Below are 23,362 nucleotides of genomic sequence, written 5' to 3' on the forward strand. Positions count from 1 at the left end.
TCAGCCTTTCCGCACGCGAGGGTCGAGTCGGACGTAGACAAGGTCTACGAGGAAGTTGGCTATCAGCACCGCGGCAGTAATGGTCAGGAACATGCCCTGCATCAGCGGGTAGTCAAGGCCTTGGACAGCGCCGAGCAGCTGGTAGCCGACGCCTGGGTAGGCGAATACCACTTCGGTCAGCAGTGCGCCGCCGACGATGAAGCCGATGCTCATGCCCATGCTGGTGACCGATGGCAGCATCGCGTTGCGTGCCGCGTAGTTCAGCATGATGCGGTGCGGTCGCAGCCCCTTGGCCTCGGCCATCAAAATGTAGTCTTCGGAGTTGGTGGCAATCATGGTGTTGCGCATGCCCAGCATCCAGCCGCCCAGGGAAACCAGCACGATGGTCAGCGCGGGCAGGACCAGGTGCGCTGCAACGTCCAGGATGAATTCGAGATTGAATCCGGGAACCAGGCCTACGGAGAAGGCATGGCGCATCGGGGCGACGCCCATGTTGATGCCGAAGATGTACAAGGCCCCCATGGCTAGCCAGAAATACGGGAAAGAACCGATGAACACCAGCAGCGGTGGAGCAACCGAGTCCAAGAAGCCGCCACGGCGCCAGGCGGCAAGGATGCCCAGGAGGTTTCCGAGGATCACGGCGAAAATCAATGAAGTCAGTCCCAGCAGCAAGGTCCACGGCAGCTGCGAGGCGATGACCTCGGAGACTGGAGTGGGGAAACGGGAAATCGACATCCCAAAGTCGCCGGTCAAGACACGGCTAAGATAGCCAAAGTATTCGGGGATGATGGGGCCGCCGTCCACTCCCATCAGGGTTCGAAGTGCTTCGACTTGTTGTGGCTCAAGCCGTTGCTGCGAGCGGGACAGCATGCGGGTGACGGGATCGCCTGGCATCAGCCGCGGTAGAAGGAAATTCAGGGTGATTGACGCCCAGAAGGCTAGGAGATAAAAGCCCAAGCGCCGTAGGAGGAAACTCATGTTGTGTGTCCTTGGCTAAGGATCGCAACGCAGCGGGCGGACGGTATCCGCCCGCTGCGAAGGGAAAATGTTGCTAGTTCGCTGGTTCCAGGCTGGTGAGCACCAGAACGGTGGTCGGGGCCCGGTTGCTCAACGTGGCATACGGGTTATCTTCGGTTGGCCAACCCACGAAGTTCTCAGTGGTGTAGGCACCCCATTCCGGTCCGGCGAATAGCGGTACTACCGGTGCCAGTTCGCTGTAGCGAGCCTGCAGGTCGTTAACGATCTGCTTCTGTTCTCCCTCATCGCCGGCAGCCACGAACTTGTTCAACAGCTCATCTGCTTTTTTATCGCTGAACCGGTGGTAGTTGTCAAAGGTCTGCTTGCCCACGGGCTTGACGTTCTGGCTGCCCATGAGGTTGAGGTAGTACTGGTAAGGAGTCGGAGCGTTAGCGGTCCAAACGATTCCGGTGTCGAATTCACCGGTTTCGTAGCTTGCGGTCACCGCGGCCCAATCCGGCGAATCAACAGTCGCCTTGATGCCCACGTCCTGGAGGTTTTGGGCGATGATATTCGCTACCGAAAGCCAATCCGAGGAGGTTGAACCCACGGAGATATCGAAGGTGAATGGCTTGCCAGCGGCGGTGGTGCGCTGCCCCTGTGCATTCTCCTTGAAGCCTGCTTCATCAAGAAGCTTCTTTGCGCCTTCCACATCCCGCGTGGTCCAGTCGCACTGTTCGACGACCGCAGCGTCGCGCCACTTGTCATAGTTGCCGGACAGTCCGGTGCAGTCCGCTGGTTTGGCGTAGTCGGACATGCCGACCTTGACAACCTGTTCGCGGTCTACGGCCATGCTCAACGCCTTGCGTACGCGAACATCCGAGAATTCTTTCTTGGTAGTGTTCAGCTGCCAGTTGATTTCGGCGCCAGTGGTCGGGAACCAGAAATGACGGTGCTCCGGATCCTTGTCCACGTAGGTCGATTGGATATCCGGCATGTAGGTTTGCGTCCAGTCAACATCGCCGGAGATGGCGGCGAGGTTGGCTCCGTCGTTGCCGGCGAAAGCGAGCATGCGGATGCCGCCGATATTCTGCTTCTCGGGTTGCCAATAGTATGGGTTCTTGCCCAATTCGAAGGACTGCGCCTGGAAATTGGCTACTTCGGTGTATGGTCCGGTGCCTACCGGTTTCGGGTTCTCTTCATTTCCGGGCTTGTCGAACTTGGACCAGATGTGGGCCGGGACAATCACCTGCTGGCCCAGTTCGTAGAGGGCCGGGGTGAATGCCTGCTTGAAGTGGAACTCGATGGTCGAGTCATCGAGAGTCTTGATGGACTTCAGGTAGTCATAGCCGCCGAGCAGTTCCTTTTGCAGTTCAACTGAGAGCTTGACGTCCTTGGACGTCAGCGGGGTGCCATCGGAGAATTTAACGCCCGGACGCAGATTGAAGGCCAGCGACTTTCCGTCTTTGCCTGCACTCCACTCCGTGGCCAGCCAAGGCACGGTGTCGCCGCCTGCCGGGTTGTAGACCAGCATGGATTCGTAAATGGACTGCCCGGTCATTGGCGCAGCATTGGGCGAGAAGGGGTTGAAGTTTTTTGAGAAGGTTCCCATGTCCTCGCGCGGAATGGTCAGGAACGCGGCGTTGGCTGATCCGTCGCCCCCATCAGTTCCGCCTGGATTCGATGAGACGCATCCGCTCAAGGCGAGGGTGCCGGCCACAGCGGTCGCGGCCACGGCAAGGTGCGCGCGACGTAAGTATTTGATTATCATTGAAGTTCCTCATCCATTCATGTGATGTGTAGCGGAGGGGAAGTTCATCTGCGGCCGTGCATGGCCACAGACGAACGAATGCGTGGGGGGCAGCCGATGGTAATTTGGCGATTCTCGATCGGCGAGCCCTCTACCATTTGATTCAATAGGGACACCCCCGCCATGCCCAGTTCTTCGAAGGGCAAGGCAATGGTTGTCAGCTTTGGCCGCATATGCGGTGCCAGAATTTCCTGATCATCGAATCCGACGATTGAAATGTCTTTTCCCACCTGCAATCCGCGTTCCTTGATTGCGTCATAGGCGCCCATGGCGATCCGGTCATTTCCGCAAAAAATTGCGGTAGGCGGATCCAGTTGGCTTAGCAGCGTTTGCGTACCGTGGTACCCGCTGTCGGCAGTTCCATCACCAGGCACGATCCGGGAATCATCGAATTCAATTCCGTGATCGCGCAGGGCCTGCTTCATACCGGCTTGGCGTCCGATTTGCGCAGGAATTCCTGTTTTGAGAGTGATGTGCCCGATGCTGGTGTGCCCGGCCTTGGCCAGGATTTCAGCGGCAGCGTATCCGCCGCCGAATTCATCCGGAACAATTGATGGCAATTGGCCTCCGGCATCGAAGCAGTTGACCAGTACGCAGGGAACTGATTTTGCATTTTCCGGCACCGTGATTTGGCGGTGCCAGGAAGTCGCGATGATCAATCCGCCAACCTGCTGTTCAAGCAGCTTCTCAACGGCGAGGTTATCCATGCCTGGATCATCGTCGCTGGGTGCGATAAGGAGGAAGTTGCCGTCTTTCCAAGCTGCCTGCTGCGCTCCCTTGATCACGTCAGTGGCAAAGGGCGAGGTGGCAATTTCGGTCACCAGCCCGAACCAGGAGCTGCGTTTGCTGGCCAAGGTTCGTGCGGCTGCGTTGGGGCGGTAGCCCAGTTCGCGCGCCGTTTGGTTGATTCGTTCTCTTGTGGTTTCGGGGATGCTTGATTCCATCCGGCCGTTGAGTACGAATGAGACGGTTGTTCGGCTCACCCCGGCTGCTTTGGCAACGTCGGCCATGGTCACTGACTGCTGAGACATGCCCCTCCTCCCCTTCGAGATCAGTGCGTTTCGCGTCGTGCCAACGGTTTGCTAACACGATTCAGTAACGCGCGTTACTACGCTGTGAAATAAGGTAACCTACATCACTTACGGCTGTCAAGGAAGAAGTTTTGCGGCAGTGAAAATCATTGACAGGATCGATTCCTGACCGTCAAGGCCATGGATCCAAGACATGGGAATCCCTTGCTTCATTCAGCTGAGTAGGGCAAATGGGGCACGATGCCACAGGGCAGAGGCGTAATCAGCACCCCGAAGCATGGCAGCCATTCCCCGAAATGGCACTGGTGGACACAAAGGAAATCGTGGAAATCAGGTTCGCGGAACCGGCCGGCTCGGTTGTGCCCACGAGTCAGCGGGATTTCATGGACTCGCGCTCAATGAGCGGCATGTCGATCTGATGCTCCCCGGGCTCCAGCTTTCCATCGAGCAGAAGCTCAACGGCCAGAGCACCCATCCCCTCATATGGAAGTCGAATAGAGGTCAATTGCGGGCGAAGGTAGCTGGCAATGATCTCGTCATCGAAAGACAGCACGGACAGGTCCGTTCCTGGCTTCAGGCCATTTTCGGCGAGCGCTTGGAAGACACCCATGGCCACGCGGTCATTGGCGCAAATGATGGCGTCAGGGTTGTACCCGTCGGCTAGCATCCGGATTGTTGCTTCATATCCGTCGGTGGGGTTCCAGTCGTCGAGCACCCAGTGGCCCAGTACTTCGAGGTTTGATTCCGCTAAGGCTCTGCGCAGGGAGCCGAAGCGGCGAGAGATACTTGGATAGGTTCGCGGATCCTTTTCGGCGTTTTCAAGTTCACCGATGACCGCAACACCCTTCGCCCCGGATTCGATAACCCTCTGCACGGCTTTAGCCCCCGAATCCATCTCATTGGGAAGCACTGCGACGCAAGGGCTGTCGTCAATGCCGTTGACCAGCACGGTGGGCAATCCAGTTTTCGGGATCTTCAAATCACGTTGGCGAGAATCCATGAACCCAAGAATCAGCCCGTCAACGTCCCGGTGGGTCATCTGCGTTATTGCTTCAGCCATTTGCTCTGGCTTGCCGAAGGTCTCAGCAATGAGCACCGTATGGTCTCGCTCTTCCGCTGCGCGCAGGATGCCGGTGATCATTTCGGAAGCAAAACGAGTCACGGTAACTTGATCAGAGATGAACCCCAGGGTGCGCGTCTTCCCGCTTCGCAAGGATTGGGCTGCCGCATTTGGCCGGTAACCCAGTTTCTTGGCGGCCGCGCGCACTCGTTCCGTGGCTTCGGCGGACAGTCGCGTGCCCGGCTTATTGTTCAGGATCATGCTGACGGCAGCCTTGGACATCCCCGAAGCTTCTGAAACGTCAGCAATTGTTATCCGCTTGGCTTTAGGCGATTCCACATTTCCCTCTTGAGACAGTTCGAATGCAATTATTCGACCCTAGCCTATTGCAGTGATTCGGCCACGCTGTTAGAGTCTTGTGCTAAATCCATTTAGCCAACTCATATCGAAGGATGGCAGCGTTGCCCGAAACTCAACAGGTCGCGGTGAAGCGACCACAGCTACATTTCACTGCGAAGAAAAACTGGATCAATGACCCCAATGGATTGTTCTTTGACGGAAAGCAATACCACCTGTACTTCCAGCACAATCCTCACGGCGTAGGCCACGGATTCATGTCTTGGGGCCACGCGGTCAGCACCGATCTGGTGAACTGGGAAGAACTTCCTATCGCGATTCTGCACGGCGACATGGCTGATATCTTCTCCGGCTCCATCGTGGTGGACCACCAAAATACCAGCGGCTTCGGCGACGGCACGGTTGCGCCGGTCGTTGCCATCTACACCGCGGCAGCCAAGGATGAGACCAACCAGTCCCAAGCCATCGCCTACTCGCTGGATGGTGGAATCACTTTCACCAAATACGGGCAGAATCCAGTTCTGGATCGAGGGTCCAAGGACTTCCGCGACCCAAAGGTCATCCGATACGAATCCGAGCAGGGTTCCTTCTGGGTCATGGTTGCTGTTGAAGCCATTGATCGCCGAGTGATGATCTACCGTTCTGAGAACCTCAAGGACTGGACCGAGCTCTCCAGCTTCGGACCCCAGGCTGCTGTTGCCGGAATCTGGGAATGCCCAGATCTATTCCAGCTACCAGTTGCCGGCACAGACCAGCTGAAGTGGGTTCTAATTGTTTCGCTGAACCCAGGCGGCGTGGCCGGCGGCTCAGGTACCCAGTACTTCATTGGTGAATTCAACGGCACCACCTTCACTCCTGATGAGACTCAGGAAACTTGGGATAGCTTCGGATACGAATCCTTGAAGCAGGGCGACTGGCTGGACTGGGGACGCGACTTCTATGCAGGTGTCAGCTTCCACGGCTTGCCACTAGACGAGCAAACTCTCATTGCCTGGATGAGCAACTGGGACTACGCCCGCGAGCTCCCCCACGACGGATGGCGCGGATCCATGAGCGCCGCACGCCGGCTGGATTTGGTGAAAGACTCCAACGGCAAGTTTGACATTCGCCAGCGCATTCTCGGATTGCCAAAAGCCGACGTTGCATCAAGCAAGGCCAACGCTGGCGAAAATCGTATTGAGCTGGGCTCCCCCGCTCTGGTTGAACTGACGTTTGCTACCAGCCCAACCGAACCAGCAGTCCTTTCCTTATTCCGCGCCGATGACACTCTTATCAGCGAACTCACCGTTGAATCCGAATTGATTCAGCACCGCCGCGAAGCAGGCAAGGTAGACCACGAGCTCTACGCCTCCAACCAGCGCATGCCTCTGCCCGCTGGTTCGGATGAACTAGATGTGAAAGTTCTCGTGGATCACGGATCTATCGAAATCCTAGCTGCTGGTGGTCGACGTTCCCTTACGGATCAGCTCACCGGTGAGGCAGCGCTGGCCTACGCGACCTTGCGCGTCGCAACTGGTGCGAATGCGTCTTTCAAAGTTCAAGAACTCTCTGATAACGCACTGGAGCCCAAGGCATGAGCCGCATTAGCGTAATGGGCGAATCCCTCGTCGACGTTGTTGAAGAAACTGCGCATCCTGGCGGATCACCGCTGAATGTCGCCGTCGGGCTTGCCCGGCTGGGACATGATGTTCAGTTCTATACGGAATTCGGTCAGGATTCCTACGGCATTCAAATTGCGGAGCACCTGGATCAGGCGGGAGTGCATGTTGCCGCCGGCTCAGTAACTGGGCATCCCACGTCCGTAGCCCAGGTAGTGATGGATGAGCACTTCAATGCTCGTTACAACTTCGACATCCACCAGCAGATTCCTGCTGTCCCCGCTGATGATTCCAGCGAATTGCTGCACACCGGTTCCATCGCTGCTTGGATTGAACCCTCGGGTCAAATTATTGTCGATGCTTTCAAGAATGCATCAGACGATTCACTTCGAAGCTATGACCCTAACCTCCGTCCGGATCTTATCGAGGACAGGGACTCGGCTTTGCAACGCATTGAGCTGCTGATGGGCCTGAGCCACATCGTGAAGCTCAGCGACGTTGATGGTCAGTGGCTATACCCAGGCCTAGAGCCATGGGAGGTTCTGAAGCACGTAGCCAGCCTCGGCCCAGCCTTGGCAGTGATGACTCAGGGCGGCGATGGTTGCGTGGCGCTTTCCTCGGGACGGCAATTTGATGTCGCTGCCTCTCCCACCAATCTTGTGGACACCATAGGTGCCGGGGACGCCTTCATGTCCGGGCTGCTCTTTGGAGTGCTGGCTAATCCAGAATTCGCTCAAGCTCTTCGTCACGGCGCAACGGCTAAGTCTCAAGATGTTGAAGAGACACTTCGTCAGGCCTTAACCTCAGCTGCACTGACAGTGGCACAAGCCGGAGCCAATCCCCCGTGGATTAAAGACTTCTCCCTCGCAATCGCTCAGTAACTACGCTTCGCAGCGTTCACGAAAGAATCCAGGACAAAGATGGCTGGCATTACGACTACTTACAAGAATCCTATTTACCTCCAGAGTTCCTTCTCGATGCTCCTGTTCTTCGCATCGTGGGGCATTTGGTGGTCCTTCTTCCAGATCTGGCTCACCAGCGAATCAGCAGGTCTAGGGCTCACCGGGGCACAGGTCGGCACGCTCTACTCGGTAAACTCGCTGGCAACGCTGATCCTGATGTTTGCCTACGGGGCCATTCAGGATCGGCTTGGCGACAGAAAGCATCTGGCCACCATTCTTGCCTCGGTGACCGCCCTGATCGGGCCATTCTGCACGTGGGTCTACCAGCCACTATTGCAGTCCCAGTTCATGGCCGGCGTGCTCATTGGCGCCATTGTCTTGTCAACTGGTTTCCTAGCCGGAGTTGGGCTATTTGAAGCCTTGACCGAACGCTACAGTCGCCGTTTCAACTTTGAATACGGGCAGGCCCGCATGTGGGGGTCCTTTGGCTACGCTCTGGTCGCATTGGCGGCCGGCTTCCTGTTCACTATCAACCCCATGCTGAACTTCTGGATCGGGTCCGTTCTGGGCCTGGCCCATCTCCTGCTGCTGGTGCTGGGCCGTACCAATAGACAGCCAGTGATCGCCGCCGGTTCCGGCAGGAAAATTCTTTCCCCCGCAACTACACCGACAATTCGTGAAATGTTCAGGCTATTCCGTCTGCCGAGTCTCTGGCTGATCATCTTGTTCGTCATGCTCTCTTGGACGTTCTACACCGTCTTCGACCAGCAGATGTTCCCCGAGTTCTACACCGGCCTATTTGAATCACCCGAGACCGGACAGCGGGTATACGGAATCTTGAACTCAGTTCAGGTGTTCGTTGAAGCAGCCATGCTTGGCATCATCCCCCTGGTCATGCGCCGGATAGGCATTCGTTCAGCATTGCTACTGGGAGTGGCCATCATGTTTGTCCGCATCATCGGCTGCGCCCTGGTTGACGATCCGGTGCTGGTCTCGGCAATCAAGATGTTGCATGCCATTGAGACACCGCTATTCATCTTGCCGATCTTCCGTTACTTCACGCTGCACTTCAATCCGGCACTGTCGGCAACCCTATACATGGTTGGGTTCCAAGTATCGGCACAGATTGGCAACGTCATTCTGTCCACTCCCCTCGGTGCGCTCCATGACCGTATGGGCTACCAGCAGACCTTCATCGTGATTTCTCTAGTTGTGCTATTAGCTGGGATCTACGGATTCTTCGCTCTCAAAAAAGATGATCAGCAGGTAGATGGTGACCCGTTCATGCGTCATTCAAAAGCTGCCATGAACTCATAGCTGACTATTAGGCGAAGCGGGGTGGGATGTTGTCGAATTCGACGACATCCCACCCCGCTCTCGTTTGAGTAAGGAATGTCAAAAATGCGCAACTTCTGCATTGGGTTTATTTATGTTGCACACCTATTGTCGATGACTTAATTTCTTCATTTCGTCACTCTGGCTTCCTACGATCTAAACATTGTCGCCACGATAATTACACGGCGAATCACAGAATCATTTTGAAAGGTCTCCATGAAAACATCGTCTTCTGTTCCACGTCGCGGGATATTGGTTGCCGGCACCGCAGCCGCTATCACTGGACTCTTCGCCGCCAACAGCGCAACTGCATCCCCAGCACCGGCTGAGAATCCGGGAACGGGTCCCAGGCCAAAACTGAAATTCGCGGCAGATGGCAAGTTCAAGATCGTTCAGTTCAATGACACCCAGGATGGACCGCGCACCGATCGTCGCACCATTGAGCTGATGGAGAAGGTTCTGGATGCCGAGAAGCCCGGCTTCGCCCTGATCAACGGCGATGTAATCAATGGCTCCTCTCAAACAGTTACCGAAGGCAAGCAGGCTATCAACAACGTCGTGCAGCCGATGGAGTCCCGCGGTATCCCTTGGGCACTTACCTTCGGCAATCACGATGAAGATTCAATGCCCAATGGCACAGGCATGGACGAGGCAAAGATCCTGAACTTCATCCGAGGCTATGAGTTCAATGCCAACTCGAAGAATGACAAGATTGTTGGCGAATCGAATTCCCAGTTGCTGCTCGCTTCCTCGAAGAGCGCCAAACCTGTCTTTGGCATCTGGCTGCTTGATTCGAACCGCTACGCTCCAAAGACTGTTGGCGGCCAGGACTTCGAGGGCCTCATGTCCTACGACTGGATCCGTCCCGAGCAGATCGCTTGGTATCGCGAAGCTTCCATAGCCACCGAAAACCGCTACGGCAAGGTTCAGTCGCTAATGTTCTTCCACATACCACTGTGGGAGCACAACCACATCAACACCTACATGGGTGACTACTACGGCATCGAGCTCGGCTACGGTCCAGGTACCGGTTTCGGCACCTACGGCCTCGGTGGGACCGAGAACCATCACCTACGCGGCGCCCGGGTCTTCGAACTCGACGAGAACAAGAACAGCGTTTACGCCGGAACCCGCACCGTGTTCTCCAAGGATCTGGGTATCGACATGGGTACTCAGGGACAACCGATCGAAGGGCCACTGCCGCTTCCATAGCCAAGACAAGTTCTGAGCAAGACGAAACCGACCGACGAATGAGCGATTTCGTCTTGCCCAGACTTTTTTACCGCAGCGAAACTGGTAACGGCAAATTATCGAACAGCTGGAAACCATGGCCGGCGTATTTGTAAAGCGTTCCAGACCTTCTACGAAGACGCCTCCATCCACGAGGAATCCAACTCGGCATCATCTTCGACATGATCATGAAACCGGACTCGATGGGGAGCTACAGCGACAAGGACGTGGACCAGGTCGCCACGAAGTGGGTAGCCCAACACAACCACAAGGGCTCGGACTCACACCTGCAACCTCCCATCGACGTATTCCACGACCGCCGCAGGAATGCCACGCAGGATAACAACACTCTGGAACCGGAACAACCAGTCGAATTCCGCAAAACCGCGGGCGCCTTCAACAAGTCCTACGACTTCTTCTCGCAGGTCATCGACTACGGCAGCACCCGAATCGAGAAATTCGCGATCTACCTGAAGCTACTGGCCAAGGCACTGCAGACCACAGCCACCGGCAACAGCTTGGACCTTTCCGATGCGGCGCTCACCCACTATGCCCTGAGGTGCAAGAAGCACAGGACCTGGAGCTAGTGGGTGGGCAAGGCAAGGGAATCGAGAGGTGACTGCAGCCGATTCGGGCGTTGTGCGGGAGACGACCCTACGCACTTTCGACGGACAGATTAAGCAGATCAACGAGCTATTCGAAGACACCGGAATCAGCGACGACGACCAAATCAATGCCGTCGAATCGATCATGCGCACGCCGAACCACACGAGCAGTTACAACGTGAAGCGATTGCAAATGGACCGATAGATTTCAGTTCATCGCCAAGTCTTCCCGAGACTATTGACAAGATCACCTACACCTCGGGAGAAGGACGCAAAAGGCAATCAATGCCTAGCTAGAGGTGGATGCCCCGGACGAGATAGTTCATTTTCTTCTTGCGACTGGTTTGCAAGATCGGGCTAGGAAGCCTTCGCAACGTGATGCTATGACGAATCATTACCCTGAGACACATAGACGTACATAGGTGCAAGAGGTCTTGCTGTTCGCTTTTCCACTCAGTGGCTCATGACCCCGTTAGGAGTTTTGTTTAGTCTTGGACCGACAGATCTTGACTACGAATGCCGATTAGGATGGACAACCCTAGAAATTAGTTTGGGGTCCACCGCCTGTACGTGGTGGCCCCAAACTGAGGTTGCTCAGGTGTCTAGCTTCGAGAATTCAAAACGATGTTCGTTACCGGCTGCGAAGAGTCGGTTGCGAATTCCAGCCCAGACGGAGAAACGCCATCAGCAACCAGCTGCGCGCCGAGAGCTGCAACCATTCCGCCGTTGTCCGTGCACAAACTAAACGGAGGAACCACCAAGGCTATGCCCGCAGAGGCACATCGGGCCGCCAGAAGTTCACGCAAGCGGGTATTCGCCGCCACTCCCCCGCCCAGAAGCAGAGTCTTCAGTCCCTGTTCCTTCATCGCCCGGACTGCCTTCGACGTGATCACGTCAACGACTGCTTCCTGGAATGACGCAGCAATATCAGCGACAGGAATTTCTTCTCCGTTGGCCTCGAAGTGCTCGACGCAGCGGGCTACAGCAGTCTTCAGTCCTGAGAACGAGAAGTTGTTGCGGTGCTTGCCAGGATTCTCGGCACTGCCCACGAACTTCGGCAGCGACAAGCCACGAGGGAACCGGAATGCCTTTCGGTCTCCATCCTTGGCCGCCTTGTCGATAGCCGGTCCACCTGGATACCCAAGACCCAGCAAACGAGCAGTCTTGTCATAGGCTTCACCGGCTGCATCATCAATTGTGGAGCCCAACAGCTGCACGTCGTTAGTCAGCGAAGTGACCTTCAAGATTTCGGTATGCCCGCCTGAGACCAGCAGTGCCCCGAAAGTAGGCGGCAATACGGTTCCTTCGAGAACGCCAACACCTACGTGAGCAACCAAGTGGTTGATCCCGTACAGCGGTTTGCCGGTAGCCAGGGCCAAGGCTTTGGCCGCTGATACGCCAACCATGAGGGCGCCGGCCAGGCCGGGACCGCTGGTCACGGCGATGGCATCAATGTCCTCAAGAGTCAGCTCCGCGGTATCCAAGGCGGACTGCAAGGTAGGCACGAAGGCTTCCAAATGTGCTCGCGCAGCGATCTCGGGAATCACGCCACCAAAGCGTACATGCTCATCCATGGAGCTGGAGACAGCGTTAGCCAGAAGCTTGTTGCCGCGTACGATGCCCACGCCGGTTTCATCGCAGGAGGACTCAATGCCTAGTACTACGGGTTCGGTGATGCTCATGCGTTGCGTTCTTCCTCTTGTCCTTGCTGTGCATCCAGCGGGAGTCTCATAATTAGTGCATCAACCCCGCCTTTGTAGTACCCCTTGCGGCGGTGGATGGTGGTGAATCCGATGGATTCATACAGGCCAATAGCAGTGGGGTTATCAAAGCGGACTTCGAGCATCACATCCAGTGCATTTTTCTCACCAGCCGTCTTGATCAGCAGGGACAATAGCTTGCGTCCCAGGCCTCGACCTTGGTAATCAGGGTGCATGGCGATGGTCTGCACATCGGCAATCGGCAAAACCACGCACAGGCCGGCATAGCCGATAACTCGACCAGAGTCTTCATAGACCCAGTAGGTGCGGGTGTCGCGCTGCGCTAGCTCGGATTCGAAACCAGCCAGTGGCCATGCATCCTCGGGAAACAGCTGCTGTTCCAGCTCGTGGACGGCCAGCAGATCCTCGGCAACCATGGGACGCAGGATGACCTGGTTCGCCTCGTTCATCACTTAGCCTGCTTCATGAACGCCGGAACCTGTGCATCGGATTCACGCAGGTACTGCGGCGAAGTGTCAGACAGATCCTTGCCCGCAGCCAGATCGCTTATGCCTCGGCGGACGAGGTAGCCAGCGTTTGCAATCCATTCAAAGGACTCAGGCATGGGCTTGGCCCCGGCTTCTTCCAATTGCTCGGCATAGATTCCGGCGCCAATGCCGTAGACCGGGAATGCAGGAAGGGCTGAAGCAGCTGAAACATGCGGGCCATCAACCATGGCTCCGTCCTGGTCGTAGCGAGCCCAGTACACTTCTTTGCGGCGCGCATCGGAAGCCACAATGAACTGTGCCGGAGCCTCGCCTGCATCCAGCACCTGTTCGGCGAGCGCATGCAAGGACATCACACCATGCACGGGTACCTGCCATACGAAGCCGAAGGTACGCGCGGCAACCAAGCCAACGCGCAGGCCGGTGAACGGGCCCGGCCCTACGCCAACGATAATGCCAGCAAGGTCTTGGCCTTTCTTTCCATGAGCGTCCAAGAGTTCCTTGACGTATGCCGACAGGGTTTCGGTCTGGTCGTTCCCCTTGGATGAAACCCGCTGGTCGACAACTAAACCGGTGGCTTTGTCAACCAGTGCCACCGATGCGTTGGCGGAGGTGTCGATAGCTAAGTAGTTAGGCATGCTTCTCTTCCGTGTGCTGCGCAGTTACTGCAGACAGCAAAGTGTCTTTCAACTGGGCAAAGGTGTCCTCGTCCCAGCGCGGGCCGATCCCCTTCAGGCTGAACAACCGCGGCTCGTCCAGCTCTTCCTCCGATTCTTCCCACGGGTTGGCACTCGGTGCGGCCAGGGCTTCGCGGTCCAGCTGGATTTCCAGACGCGAGTCCGTGAGATGTTCCACCTTGCCCAGCCCCCACTCCACAACGGTGACTGAATCAGCCAGCGTTGATTCGAGATCCAGGGTGTCCACGTCGTCGTGGCCCTTCAAGCGGTAGGCATCCACGTGGATCAGTCCGGGGCCATCGCCTAGCGCCGGGTGCTGGCGGGCCAAAACGAATGTAGGCGAGATGATTCCCTCGCGTACATTCAGTCCCACGCCCAGTGACTGAGTCAGGGTCGTCTTACCAGCGCCCAAGGCCCCGGTAAGAATCACCAAGTCTCCGGCTTTGAGCTGGGCACCAAGAGCTTCCCCCAGCGCTTCGGTAACAGTGAGGTCATCTAGTTGGCAGGAGAATTCCCGCACCGGGTTACTCACCGGCTTCACCCCAGCTGCCCTCGATGTAGTAGCGGGGCACGCGCGGAGAAATGCGGGTTACCACTTCGTAGTTGATGGTGTTCGCCGCATAGGCCCAAGTGTTCACCGACTGCCCGCCTTTACCGAAGATAATCGCCTCGGCGCCGAGGAAGTCCTCAGGCTTGATGTCCGCGCCCAGATCAATGACGCACTGGTCCATGGCGATGCGTCCGCGTACCGGGTAGGTGCGTCCGTTAACTGTTACCGGCGCACCTGTTGCGATGCGCGGCAAACCGTCTGCATAGCCCATGGGGATCAGCCCGAGGTAGGTCTCCGCTTCAGTCTTGTAATTAAGGCCGTAGGACACGCCCTGCCCCGGATGGACCTTCTTGACGTTAGCCACGCGGGTCTTCACTGTCATGGCTGGACGCAGGCCGAAACTTTCTGGCGAGTCGGTTTCAAAGGGGCTCAGGCCATACAGGCCCAACCCCAAGCGCACCATGTCGTGGTGCGAATCAGGTCGCGAAAGGATACCCGGCGTATTGGCGATATGGCGCACTTCAAGATCGAAGCCGGCTGCTTCTACCAGTTCTATGGCCTTGTTGAAGATTTCCAGCTGCTCGTCCGTTTCGGGCCGCTCTGGCTCATCTGCGACCGCGAGGTGGGAGAAGATGCCAACTACGCGCAGCAGTCCTTCTTCTTGGAAGTCGCTGGCGCGGTTCAACAGATCAGGCAGGGCATCCATAGTGGAGCCATTGCGGCCAAGTCCTGTGTCCACCTTGATGTGGATACGTGCCGGTGTCTGCACGGCACGTGCTGCGGCGGCAACGTATTCCAGCTCCCAGCCTGAGACTCCCAGATCAAGACCGGCATCAATGGCGGCCTCGAATGGGGTGTCCTCGGTGTGCAGCCAGGCCATCATGGGAGCATCGATGCCCGCTTCACGCAGGGCGAGAGCTTCCGTGGCATGGGCACACCCGATCCAGCGGGCGCCGCCCTCCAAGGCGGCCTTGGCTACGGGAATAGCTCCATGGCCGTAGGCGTCTGCTTTGACGACGGCCATAACTGCAGCTGGGGCTACAACATCAGAAATCTGCTTGACGTTGTTGCGGATGGCCGACAAGTCAATGACTGCACGACGTTCAAATCCGATAGCCTGTGCACCGCTGGTGCTGTTTGTCAGGTTGCTTTCTTCAAGCGCTTCAGAGTTCACCTAATCATCTTCGCACTTTTCGGTTCCGCTTGCCTTGTCCACCCGTGCGCAGTTCGGCACATAGTGCGAGTTAAAGTCGGAAGGGGCGGACCCAAGCAACTGTGTTGCTGGGTCCGCCCCTTGGAGACGGATATTTGTCAGGGCTTAGCGCAGAGTCTTCAGCTCGTCGCGGATCTGGGCGAGCAGCTCCAGCTGTGGATCTACTTCTTCCTCTGGCTCTTCTGCACCGGCAGCGCGGCGTGCAGCCAGTCGCTCGTTGAGCTTGGTCATTGGCAGAACCAGCGCGAAGTAGACAGCTGCAGCAATCAGCAGGAAGTTGACCAGTGCAGTCAGGAAGACACCGAACTTGATGTCAACGCCGTCAATGGTTAGCAACAAGAAGCTGTCGAAGTTTGGAGATCCAACCAGGGCGGCGATCAATGGCATCAGCACATTATCGACCAAGGCGGTGACTACGGCGCCGAAGGCAGCGCCGATAACAACAGCAACGGCCAGATCGACAACGTTGCCCTTCATAATAAAATCGCGGAAACCTTTTAGCATGGTTAGAGCATACACAGGAAAATCACAGCACGACTACGAATTTGGGCTCCGATCTGTAATAGTTCGGCAAGCTCACAGAAATCGTTAGCTTAAATATCAGCTGAAGAAGCCTAGATTTTCCTCAATAGCATCCTGCGCACCGAGTGATCCGCCGCCTTGCGCAGTACTAATTGCGCCCGCCCGCGCGTAGGCAAGACGTTTTCCCTGAGGTTCGGCTCGTTAATGCGCTTCCAGATACCGTGAGCAGTTTCCCGTGCCTCGACATCAGTGAGCTGGGCATAGCGGTGGAAGTAGCTGGCAGGGTCGGAGAAGGCACCGGAGCGCAGACGCATGAACCGCTTGATGTACCACTCTTCGATATCCGCGGTACGCGCATCCACATAGACGGAGAAGTCGAAGAAGTCGCTCAGGGCCAGGCCCACGGTTCCATCGGAACGGGTTCGAGCAGGCTGCAATACGTTCAGTCCCTCGACAATCAATACCTGCGGTGAGCGGATTACATTGCGCTCCCCCGGGATGATGTCGTAGGTCAGGTGCGAGTAGACCGGAGCACTTACTTCTGGGGCACCAGACTTTACCGCCGAGACAAAGCGCAGCAGCGCCCGCCGGTCATAGGATTCGGGGAACCCCTTGCGGTGCATGATCCCGCGGCGCTCAAGCTCGGCATTCGGGTACAAGAAGCCATCAGTGGTTATGAGCTGGACATCAGGCGTATGCGGCCAGCGGCGCAGCATTTCCTGCAGAACACGGGCAGTTGTGGACTTTCCCACGGCAACCGAGCCGGCGACGCCGATGACAAAAGGTGTGCGGCTGGTCTGCTCGCCCAAGAAGGTAGTGGTTGCCTGATGCGTCGCGCCGGCACCCTCAACATAAAGCGACAGCAGGCGGCTCAGTGGCAGGTAGACGTCCCGGACCTCTTGCAAGTCCAGCTGGTCGCCGAGGCCGCGTAGCCGCTCAATGTCCGAATAATTCAGCGGCTGTTCCATTTGATTGGACAGGCGCGCCCATGTCTCGCGCTCCAGTTCAACGAAAGGCGAGATAGGCGTTTCAAGTGTTCCGTGTGGTTCCACGAGGGTAAATTCTGCCAAGAATATGCTCCACATCCCAATTAACAACATCAACAAGGCAATTGGATTAGTCAAAAAACGGCCGACTGGTGATCTAAGACATAGGTAATTTTGAGTGCTCCGACACGATTATTCCCATCGATGGGCATTGAACCGGTAGGATTTTTCCCATGTGCGGAATTGTTGGATATGCAGGAACCTCGAGCCAGGTCGCCGATCATGGCGCCCTCGACGTTCTAATTGAAGGTTTGCGTCGGTTGGAATACCGCGGCTACGACTCGGCTGGTGTCGCTGTTGTTGCCGATGGCGCAATTCATTCTCGTAAGAAGGCCGGCAAGCTGGTCAATCTGGAAAATGAAATTGCCGAGTCCCCATTGCCTAAGTCGATGACCGGCATTGGGCATACCCGTTGGGCAACCCACGGTGGTCCGAGCGATCAGAACGCTCACCCACACCTGGCCGATGGTGGCAAGCTTGCCATGATCCACAACGGAATTATTGAAAACTTCGCCGGCATCAAGGCCGGCTTGGCAGCCGAGGGCGTTGAATTCCTCTCGGATACCGATACCGAGGTTGCCGCAGCTCTGCTGGGCAAGCTCTACAGCTCCGAGGCCGAAGGCGATTTGACCCGCGCCATGCAGCTTGCTGTTCAGCAGCTCGAAGGTGCTTTCACCCTCTTGGCAGTTCACCAGGACCACCCAGGTGTTGTCGTTGCGGCTCGCCGCAACTCCCCTCTGGTTCTCGGTCTGGGCGATGGCGAAAACTTCCTGGGTTCGGATGTCTCCGGCTTCATCGACTTCACCCGTCGTGCCGTAGAACTGGGCCAGGACCAGATCGTAACCATCACCCCGGATAACCATTCCATCACCGACTTCGACGGCAACCCGGCCGAAGGCAAGGAATTCACCGTTGACTGGGATGCAGCCAGCGCTGAAAAGGGCGGCTTCCCATCCTTCATGGAGAAGGAAATCTTCGACCAGCCTGCAGCTGTTGCCGACACCCTGCTGGGCCGCTCGGACGCTGATGGCCGACTGACCCTGGACGAACTGCGTATCGCTCCAGAGGAACTGGCCGAAATCTCCAAGATTGTTGTTCTTGCTTGCGGCACCTCGGCATATGCCGGCTCCGTGGCCAAGTACGCTATCGAGTCCTGGTGCCGTATCCCGGTAGAAGTTGAGCTCTCCCACGAGTTCCGCTACCGCGAGCCAATCGTGGACGAAAAGACCCTGATCGTTTCGATCTCCCAGTCCGGCGAAACCATGGACACCTTGATGGCTGTGCGTTACGCCAAGGAGCAGGGCGCCAAGACCATGTCGATCTGCAACACCAACGGATCGACCATCCCACGCGAATCGGATGCGGTGCTGTACACCCACGCTGGTCCGGAAATTGCTGTGGCTTCCACCAAGGCATTCCTGGCACAGATCACCGCAACCTACCTGCTGGGCCTGTACCTGGCGCAGCTGCGCGGCAACCTGTTCCAGGGCCAGATCAAGGACATCCTTGCCGACCTGGGCAAGATCCCTTCCAAGATCCAGGACGTCCTGGACCGCGCGGAAGAGATCAAGGATCTGGCACGCAACATGTCAGATGCCAACTCCGTGCTGTTCCTGGGCCGCCACGTAGGCTACCCGGTAGCAATGGAAGGCGCCTTGAAGCTCAAGGAAATCGCCTACATCCATGCTGAAGGCTTCGCCGCTGGCGAGCTGAAGCACGGACCTATCGCCCTGATCGACGATGGCCAGCCAGTGTTCGTCGTAGTTCCTTCCCCTCGTGGTCGCGACTCGCTGCACTCCAAGGTTGTCTCCAATATCCAGGAAGTGCGCGCCCGTGGCGCTAAGACCCTGGTTATTGCCGAAGATGGCGATGCTGCGGTCAAGGACTTCTCCGAGTGGGTCTTCTACGTGCCAGAAACCCCAACCCTGCTGATGCCTCTGCTGGCCACCGTGCCACTGCAGATCTTCGCTTGCGAACTGGCATCCGCCAAGGGCTTCGATGTCGACCAGCCACGCAACTTGGCCAAGTCGGTGACCGTGGAGTAATCCACCGAGCACCAGAATTGCGGGCATTCCCTTTCCGAGAATGCCCGCAATTTTTATGCCCTGCAAGCACTGGATAAACTGATAGGCATGATTGCAGGAATTGGAGTGGACATCGTTGATGTGCCGCGTTTTGGCCGCCAGCTCGAGAAGACTCCACGCTTGCGTGAACGGCTCTTCACCGAAGAAGAGCGGGGCCTGCCCCTGCGATCCCTGGCGGCCCGCTTCGCGGCCAAGGAAGCCATCGCCAAGGCGCTGGGAGCTCCTGCGGGCATGAACTGGCAGGACTGCACTATCCGCAAAGATGAAGCCGGTGATCCCCAGGTTCACAACACTGGTTCAGTGGCCGCTGCCAGCGAGCTGCGTGGCATCAAATCATGGCATCTGACCATGTCCCACGATGGAGATATGGCTATCGCAATGGTGGTTGCAGAACGCTAGGCACCAACGCCACGACGAAAGAATAACGACACGCATCTCATTAAATAGGGCATCGCACAGGTGCCTTGAGTATTGTTTGTCTTATGATTCCTGTCTACAGTGTTGCGCAAATTCGTGCGGTTGAAGCCCAGGAGAACTCCAAGCGGGGCGAGACCAGCTTAATGAAGCAAGCAGCCGCCCATTTGGCTTCAACGGCAGTCGCCATGCTGATCGAGAATTCCAGCGCCGATCCGGCTTTCGTGGTGGCGCTTATCGGCCCGGGCAACAACGGTGGAGATGGCTTGTATGCACTGGCAGAGCTCCAACTGCAGAAGATTTCCACTCTGGCTCTGCAGTGCCACGAACAGATCCATGCCGAAGGTGCTGCAGCATATCAAGCTGCCGGCGGTACCGTGCTGGACCTCTCCGACGGTCAAGGCGAATTAGCTAATGCCTCGCTCATTATTGACGCCATCTACGGCCTTGGATACCGTGCCGGCTCTGATTTGCCGAAGCTTCCTGCTGGCGCACGGGTGTTGGCCTGCGATATTCCTTCAGGCCTGGATCCTGAAACGGGCGTTGCGCAGGACTCTGTTCTTCGCGCAGAACGCACGGTAACTTTCGGTGCCATGAAATCCGGTCTTCTGTCTGTAGACGGACCGCTGGTTACCGGTGACATTACCGTGGCAGATCTCGAATTCGACTTTTCTTCCGTCCAAGCTGGAACGCAGCTTGTGGACGAGGTGGCCACTCGCGAGCTGCTGGACCAGCACCGCTCTTGGCGGGATGCCGGACGGCACAAGTACCAGCGTGGAGTCCTGGGACTCATCGCCGGTTCCGGCCTTTATCCCGGAGCTGCTCAGCTGACCGCCAAGGCCGCTGTAGCCTGCGGCGTCGGATTGCTTCGCACCCACGTGCCAGAATCCATTCAGCCGCTCATGGCCGTCGCCGTGCCGGAGTCCGTGCCACTGGATGATGAGCAGATCAAGGAAGCGCTGTCTTCCTCCCGCCGTCAGATTCACGGCAAGGGCGCCAAGATCAAGGCTTGGGCCATTGGCCCGGGCTTGGATGGACGCACTCCCCCGACTGGCGCCATCGCTGATGTCTTTACCAGCCCGCAGCCGGCCGTCATTGACGCGTCCGGATTGGAAGTCGTTCCTGCCGGCCCAAGCGAGCAGCCTCGCGTGCTGACGCCTCATGCCAAGGAACTGCGCATGCTGCTCAGCCGCGCTGGAGTGAAGATCACTCCCGATGAGATTTCCCAGGACCCGATTCGCTGGACCCGGTGGGCCGCCCTGGCATACAACGCCGTGGTCCTGCTCAAGGGACCAACCAGCTACATTGTGGCCCCCAATGGCGACAGCCTGATGGTGAGCCACTCGGCACCAGAATTGGCCACTGCAGGCAGCGGCGATGTCCTGACCGGCATCCTGGGCTACATGCTCTCCGACAGCTCGCTCACGGGCACCGAAGGCCTGCGAACCGTGCCTAACCGCCGCATGATGGAACTGACCGCGTGTGCCGCTTACATTCATGGCCACCTGGGCCGGGTGACCGCTTCAGAGGGAACTGTCAATGCTTCGCGCCTGATCGAGAACCTGCCTAAGGTCATGAAGCAGTTCGGCTTCTAGGCTCTGGGTCCCTCTAGAGGCCGCCAGAAACTTTGAGAACGCTGCCGGTGGTGTAGGCGGCTTCGCTAGACAATAGCCAAGCCACCGCACCGGCTACTTCTGTCGGCTTGCCTGCGCGTCCCATCGGGATCGTCTCGGCGATTTGCGCAGGGCGCTGTGGATCCTCATGGAATTCAGTCCAAAGCGTTCCCGGGCTAACCGCATTCACTCGGATGCCGTCCTTAGCCAGTTCCTTGGACAGTCCCACTGTCAAGGCTTCTACTCCGGCCTTGGCTGCAGCGTAATGCACGTACGTAAAGGGGCTTCCGGATTCAGCCGCCACCGATGAAATGTTCACGATTGCACCACCGCCATGTGACCGGAGCAGGGGCAGCGCATATTTAATGCAGGTAATTGGGCCCAGAAGGTTCACGTTCAGATCCGCGGCGATATCGGTCAACTCGTTGTCTGCCAGATTTCCGATGGCCGTCGCTGATCCCGCGTTGTTTACCAGTCCTTCAAGTTCACCAATGTCCTTCACTCGGGCGAAGAACCTTGCCACTGATTCTTCATTGGCGCAGTCGATCTGCAGGACATGGCAAATAGCGCCGAGCTCACGGACTTTATCTGCCACTGCCTGCGCCGATTTCTCATCCTGCCTGTAGCCGATGATCAAGTTGCGGTCGGTGGCTAGACGCACCGCAATCGCGGCTCCTAAGCCACGACCACCGCCGGTGACCACAGTGTATGCCATGAGGCTCGCTCTCTCTTGCAGTTGCGGTCGCGTACCGCAGCTAGCTTCAGGAAGCCTGTACCGGAATCGAGGTAGTTGCCGGAGCCATGTTGCCCAGCTCGAAGTATTCACCCGGACCGGTAACAGTCCAGCCCTGATTCCGCCATTCAGGGCGGTCCAGGACGTTGCGCCCGTCAATCAGCTGCTTGTTGGCCACTACATCCGCCAGATCCGACGGATTCAGTTCGCGGAATTCATTCCATTCGGTCAGCACCAAGGTCAGGTCCGCATCCTTCGCCGCTTCCTTGAAGGAATCAACGTAGTTCAAGCGCGGGAAACGGCCGGCAGCGTTGGCGTTGCCTTCTGGGTCGTAGACCGAGACTTCAGCGCCCTCGTTGTACAGGCGGACGGCGATATCCAGTGCTGGCGAGTCCCGCACATCATCGCTGTTCGGCTTGAAAGTCACGCCGAGTACGCAGACATGCTTGCCTGCCAGCTCATTGCCCAGCATGTGCGAGGCCAGCGAGACCACGCGGTCACGGCGTCGCAAATTGATCTGGTCGACTTCAGCCAAGAAGCCCATGGTCTGGCTCAGGCCAAGTTCGCTGACGCGTGCTTGGAGGGCTCGAATGTCCTTGGGCAGGCAACCGCCACCGAAGCCCACTCCAGCGTTCAGGAAACGGCGTCCAATGCGCTTATCGTGGCCAATGGCGTCGGCAAGGACCTTGATGTCGCCGCCTACGGTTTCAGTCACCTCCGCAAAGGCGTTGATGAAAGAAATCTTGGTAGCCAGGAAGGCGTTGGCTGCAACCTTGACCAGTTCTGCAGTCTCCAGGTCCGTGGCGATCTCCGGAGTATCCAAGGCAAGGATCGGTGCATAGACTTTGCGCAGCAGTTCCAGTCCGCGTTTATGCTCCAGGCCGTAGACGAGGCGATCGGGGCGCAGGGTATCCTGGACGGCGAAGCCTTCGCGAAGGAACTCTGGATTCCATGCCAGCGCGATGCTGCTTCCGTTCTTGGCGTCCTGGGCAATTTTCTCGCTCAGCCGGCGTGCGGTGCCCACCGGCACGGTGGACTTGCCGACAATCAGCGCTTCGCCGGTGATTTGCTCCAGCAGCGAATCCACGGCACCGTCTACGTAGGACATGTCTGCTGATTGCGAGTCGGCGCGCTGCGGGGTGCCCACGGTGATGAAGTGGATATCCGCGCCGGCAGCGACTTCTGCGTAGCTGTCGGTGAAGCGCAGGCGTCCGGAGGCCACATGCTTGCGCAGCAGTTCTGGCAGGCCTGGCTCGTGGAAGGGCAGAACGCCAGCGGCCAGTGCTTCCAGCTTGGCTTTGTCTACGTCCAGTCCAATGACTTCATAGCCCAGTTCAGCCATGCAGGCGGCATGGGTTGCACCGAGGTAGCCGGTGCCGATCACGCTGATGCGTAAAGTCACGAAAGTCCTTCTCTCCG

22 protein-coding genes are annotated in these 23,362 nt (G+C 57.4%); 9 read left to right on the plus strand and 13 right to left on the minus strand.

The window, feature by feature from the left end; translation table 11 throughout:
- The 4 genes from ACIP6G_RS02425 to ACIP6G_RS02440 all read right to left on the minus strand — a co-directional run bounded on the left by ACIP6G_RS02425 (nt 1) and on the right by ACIP6G_RS02440 (nt 5,197).
- Nucleotides 1-978, minus strand: a complete 978-nt coding sequence (locus ACIP6G_RS02425; protein ID WP_105657622.1) for an ABC transporter permease — start codon at nt 976-978, stop codon at nt 1-3.
- Nucleotides 979-1,051: 73 nt separating this feature from the next.
- Complete coding sequence (locus ACIP6G_RS02430) at nt 1,052-2,728, minus strand: ABC transporter substrate-binding protein (protein WP_400288484.1); 1,677 nt, start codon at nt 2,726-2,728, stop codon at nt 1,052-1,054.
- Between the two features lie 44 nt (nt 2,729-2,772).
- Nucleotides 2,773-3,798 carry a LacI family DNA-binding transcriptional regulator gene (locus ACIP6G_RS02435; RefSeq protein WP_105657624.1) on the minus strand — a complete coding sequence of 342 codons (1,026 nt, stop codon included), beginning with the start codon at nt 3,796-3,798 and terminating at the stop codon, nt 2,773-2,775.
- Nucleotides 3,799-4,168: 370 nt separating this feature from the next.
- Nucleotides 4,169-5,197, minus strand: coding sequence for a LacI family DNA-binding transcriptional regulator (locus ACIP6G_RS02440; RefSeq protein ID WP_400288486.1), 1,029 nt, complete (start codon nt 5,195-5,197; stop codon nt 4,169-4,171).
- A 122-nt stretch (nt 5,198-5,319) separates the two neighbouring features.
- Here ACIP6G_RS02440 and ACIP6G_RS02445 point away from each other — a divergent pair, with 122 nt between their 5' ends.
- From ACIP6G_RS02445 to ACIP6G_RS02470, 6 genes are all read left to right on the plus strand, one after another.
- Complete coding sequence (locus ACIP6G_RS02445; protein ID WP_400288487.1) at nt 5,320-6,792, plus strand: GH32 C-terminal domain-containing protein; 1,473 nt, start codon at nt 5,320-5,322, stop codon at nt 6,790-6,792.
- Nucleotides 6,789-7,694: a carbohydrate kinase gene (locus ACIP6G_RS02450; RefSeq protein WP_400288489.1), complete on the plus strand. Its 906-nt coding sequence runs from the start codon at nt 6,789-6,791 to the stop codon at nt 7,692-7,694. Before ACIP6G_RS02445 ends, ACIP6G_RS02450 begins: the two co-directional genes overlap by 4 nt.
- A gap of 39 nt (nt 7,695-7,733) precedes the next feature.
- The gene (locus ACIP6G_RS02455; protein WP_133833644.1) at nt 7,734-9,032 is read left to right on the plus strand and encodes an MFS transporter; all 1,299 of its coding nucleotides are present in this window, start codon (nt 7,734-7,736) and stop codon (nt 9,030-9,032) included.
- A gap of 234 nt (nt 9,033-9,266) precedes the next feature.
- Entirely contained in the window at nt 9,267-10,262 is a 996-nt protein-coding gene (locus ACIP6G_RS02460) for a metallophosphoesterase family protein (protein ID WP_400288491.1), read from the plus strand.
- 200 nt (nt 10,263-10,462) lie between these two features.
- Nucleotides 10,463-10,867, plus strand: a complete 405-nt coding sequence (locus tag ACIP6G_RS02465) for a hypothetical protein (protein WP_400288492.1) — start codon at nt 10,463-10,465, stop codon at nt 10,865-10,867.
- Nucleotides 10,868-10,895: 28 nt separating this feature from the next.
- Complete coding sequence (locus tag ACIP6G_RS02470; RefSeq protein ID WP_105657631.1) at nt 10,896-11,090, plus strand: hypothetical protein; 195 nt, start codon at nt 10,896-10,898, stop codon at nt 11,088-11,090.
- Nucleotides 11,091-11,487: 397 nt separating this feature from the next.
- Here ACIP6G_RS02470 and tsaD read toward each other — a convergent pair whose 3' ends face one another.
- From tsaD to coaA, 7 genes are all read right to left on the minus strand, one after another.
- A complete protein-coding gene (tsaD, locus tag ACIP6G_RS02475) occupies nt 11,488-12,567 on the minus strand; it encodes a tRNA (adenosine(37)-N6)-threonylcarbamoyltransferase complex transferase subunit TsaD (RefSeq protein WP_400288494.1) in 1,080 nt (359 codons plus the stop codon).
- Nucleotides 12,564-13,055, minus strand: coding sequence for a ribosomal protein S18-alanine N-acetyltransferase (rimI, locus tag ACIP6G_RS02480; RefSeq protein WP_400288495.1), 492 nt, complete (start codon nt 13,053-13,055; stop codon nt 12,564-12,566). The genes tsaD and rimI overlap by 4 nt, the downstream gene beginning before the upstream one ends.
- A complete protein-coding gene (gene tsaB / locus ACIP6G_RS02485) occupies nt 13,055-13,729 on the minus strand; it encodes a tRNA (adenosine(37)-N6)-threonylcarbamoyltransferase complex dimerization subunit type 1 TsaB (protein WP_400288497.1) in 675 nt (224 codons plus the stop codon). The genes rimI and tsaB overlap by 1 nt, the downstream gene beginning before the upstream one ends.
- Nucleotides 13,722-14,300, minus strand: coding sequence for a tRNA (adenosine(37)-N6)-threonylcarbamoyltransferase complex ATPase subunit type 1 TsaE (gene tsaE, locus ACIP6G_RS02490; protein ID WP_105657687.1), 579 nt, complete (start codon nt 14,298-14,300; stop codon nt 13,722-13,724). The genes tsaB and tsaE overlap by 8 nt, the downstream gene beginning before the upstream one ends.
- Nucleotides 14,293-15,492 carry an alanine racemase gene (gene alr / locus ACIP6G_RS02495; protein ID WP_133833636.1) on the minus strand — a complete coding sequence of 400 codons (1,200 nt, stop codon included), beginning with the start codon at nt 15,490-15,492 and terminating at the stop codon, nt 14,293-14,295. The genes tsaE and alr overlap by 8 nt, the downstream gene beginning before the upstream one ends.
- A 144-nt stretch (nt 15,493-15,636) precedes the next feature.
- Entirely contained in the window at nt 15,637-16,035 is a 399-nt protein-coding gene (gene mscL / locus ACIP6G_RS02500) for a large conductance mechanosensitive channel protein MscL (RefSeq protein ID WP_105657635.1), read from the minus strand.
- A gap of 110 nt (nt 16,036-16,145) precedes the next feature.
- On the minus strand, nt 16,146-17,105 hold the full coding sequence (gene coaA / locus ACIP6G_RS02505) for a type I pantothenate kinase (RefSeq protein WP_105657688.1): 960 nt from the start codon (nt 17,103-17,105) through the stop codon (nt 16,146-16,148).
- Between the two features lie 167 nt (nt 17,106-17,272).
- Between coaA and glmS the strand changes: the two genes are divergently transcribed.
- From glmS to ACIP6G_RS02520, 3 genes are all read left to right on the plus strand, one after another.
- The gene (gene glmS / locus ACIP6G_RS02510; protein ID WP_332487181.1) at nt 17,273-19,144 is read left to right on the plus strand and encodes a glutamine--fructose-6-phosphate transaminase (isomerizing); all 1,872 of its coding nucleotides are present in this window, start codon (nt 17,273-17,275) and stop codon (nt 19,142-19,144) included.
- A gap of 87 nt (nt 19,145-19,231) precedes the next feature.
- On the plus strand, nt 19,232-19,582 hold the full coding sequence (locus ACIP6G_RS02515; RefSeq protein WP_105657637.1) for a holo-ACP synthase: 351 nt from the start codon (nt 19,232-19,234) through the stop codon (nt 19,580-19,582).
- A 161-nt stretch (nt 19,583-19,743) separates the two neighbouring features.
- The gene (locus ACIP6G_RS02520) at nt 19,744-21,192 is read left to right on the plus strand and encodes an NAD(P)H-hydrate dehydratase (RefSeq protein ID WP_400288499.1); all 1,449 of its coding nucleotides are present in this window, start codon (nt 19,744-19,746) and stop codon (nt 21,190-21,192) included.
- 13 nt (nt 21,193-21,205) lie between these two features.
- Here ACIP6G_RS02520 and ACIP6G_RS02525 read toward each other — a convergent pair whose 3' ends face one another.
- Both ACIP6G_RS02525 and ACIP6G_RS02530 read right to left on the minus strand, forming a co-directional pair.
- Nucleotides 21,206-21,925, minus strand: a complete 720-nt coding sequence (locus ACIP6G_RS02525; RefSeq protein ID WP_400288501.1) for an SDR family NAD(P)-dependent oxidoreductase — start codon at nt 21,923-21,925, stop codon at nt 21,206-21,208.
- Nucleotides 21,926-21,971: 46 nt separating this feature from the next.
- Entirely contained in the window at nt 21,972-23,345 is a 1,374-nt protein-coding gene (locus ACIP6G_RS02530; RefSeq protein ID WP_400288504.1) for a UDP-glucose dehydrogenase family protein, read from the minus strand.
- Between the last annotated feature and the right edge of the window lie 17 nt (nt 23,346-23,362).

The sequence above is a fragment of the Glutamicibacter sp. NPDC088483 genome, assembly GCF_044753145.1.
Lineage (GTDB): Bacteria > Actinomycetota > Actinomycetes > Actinomycetales > Micrococcaceae > Glutamicibacter.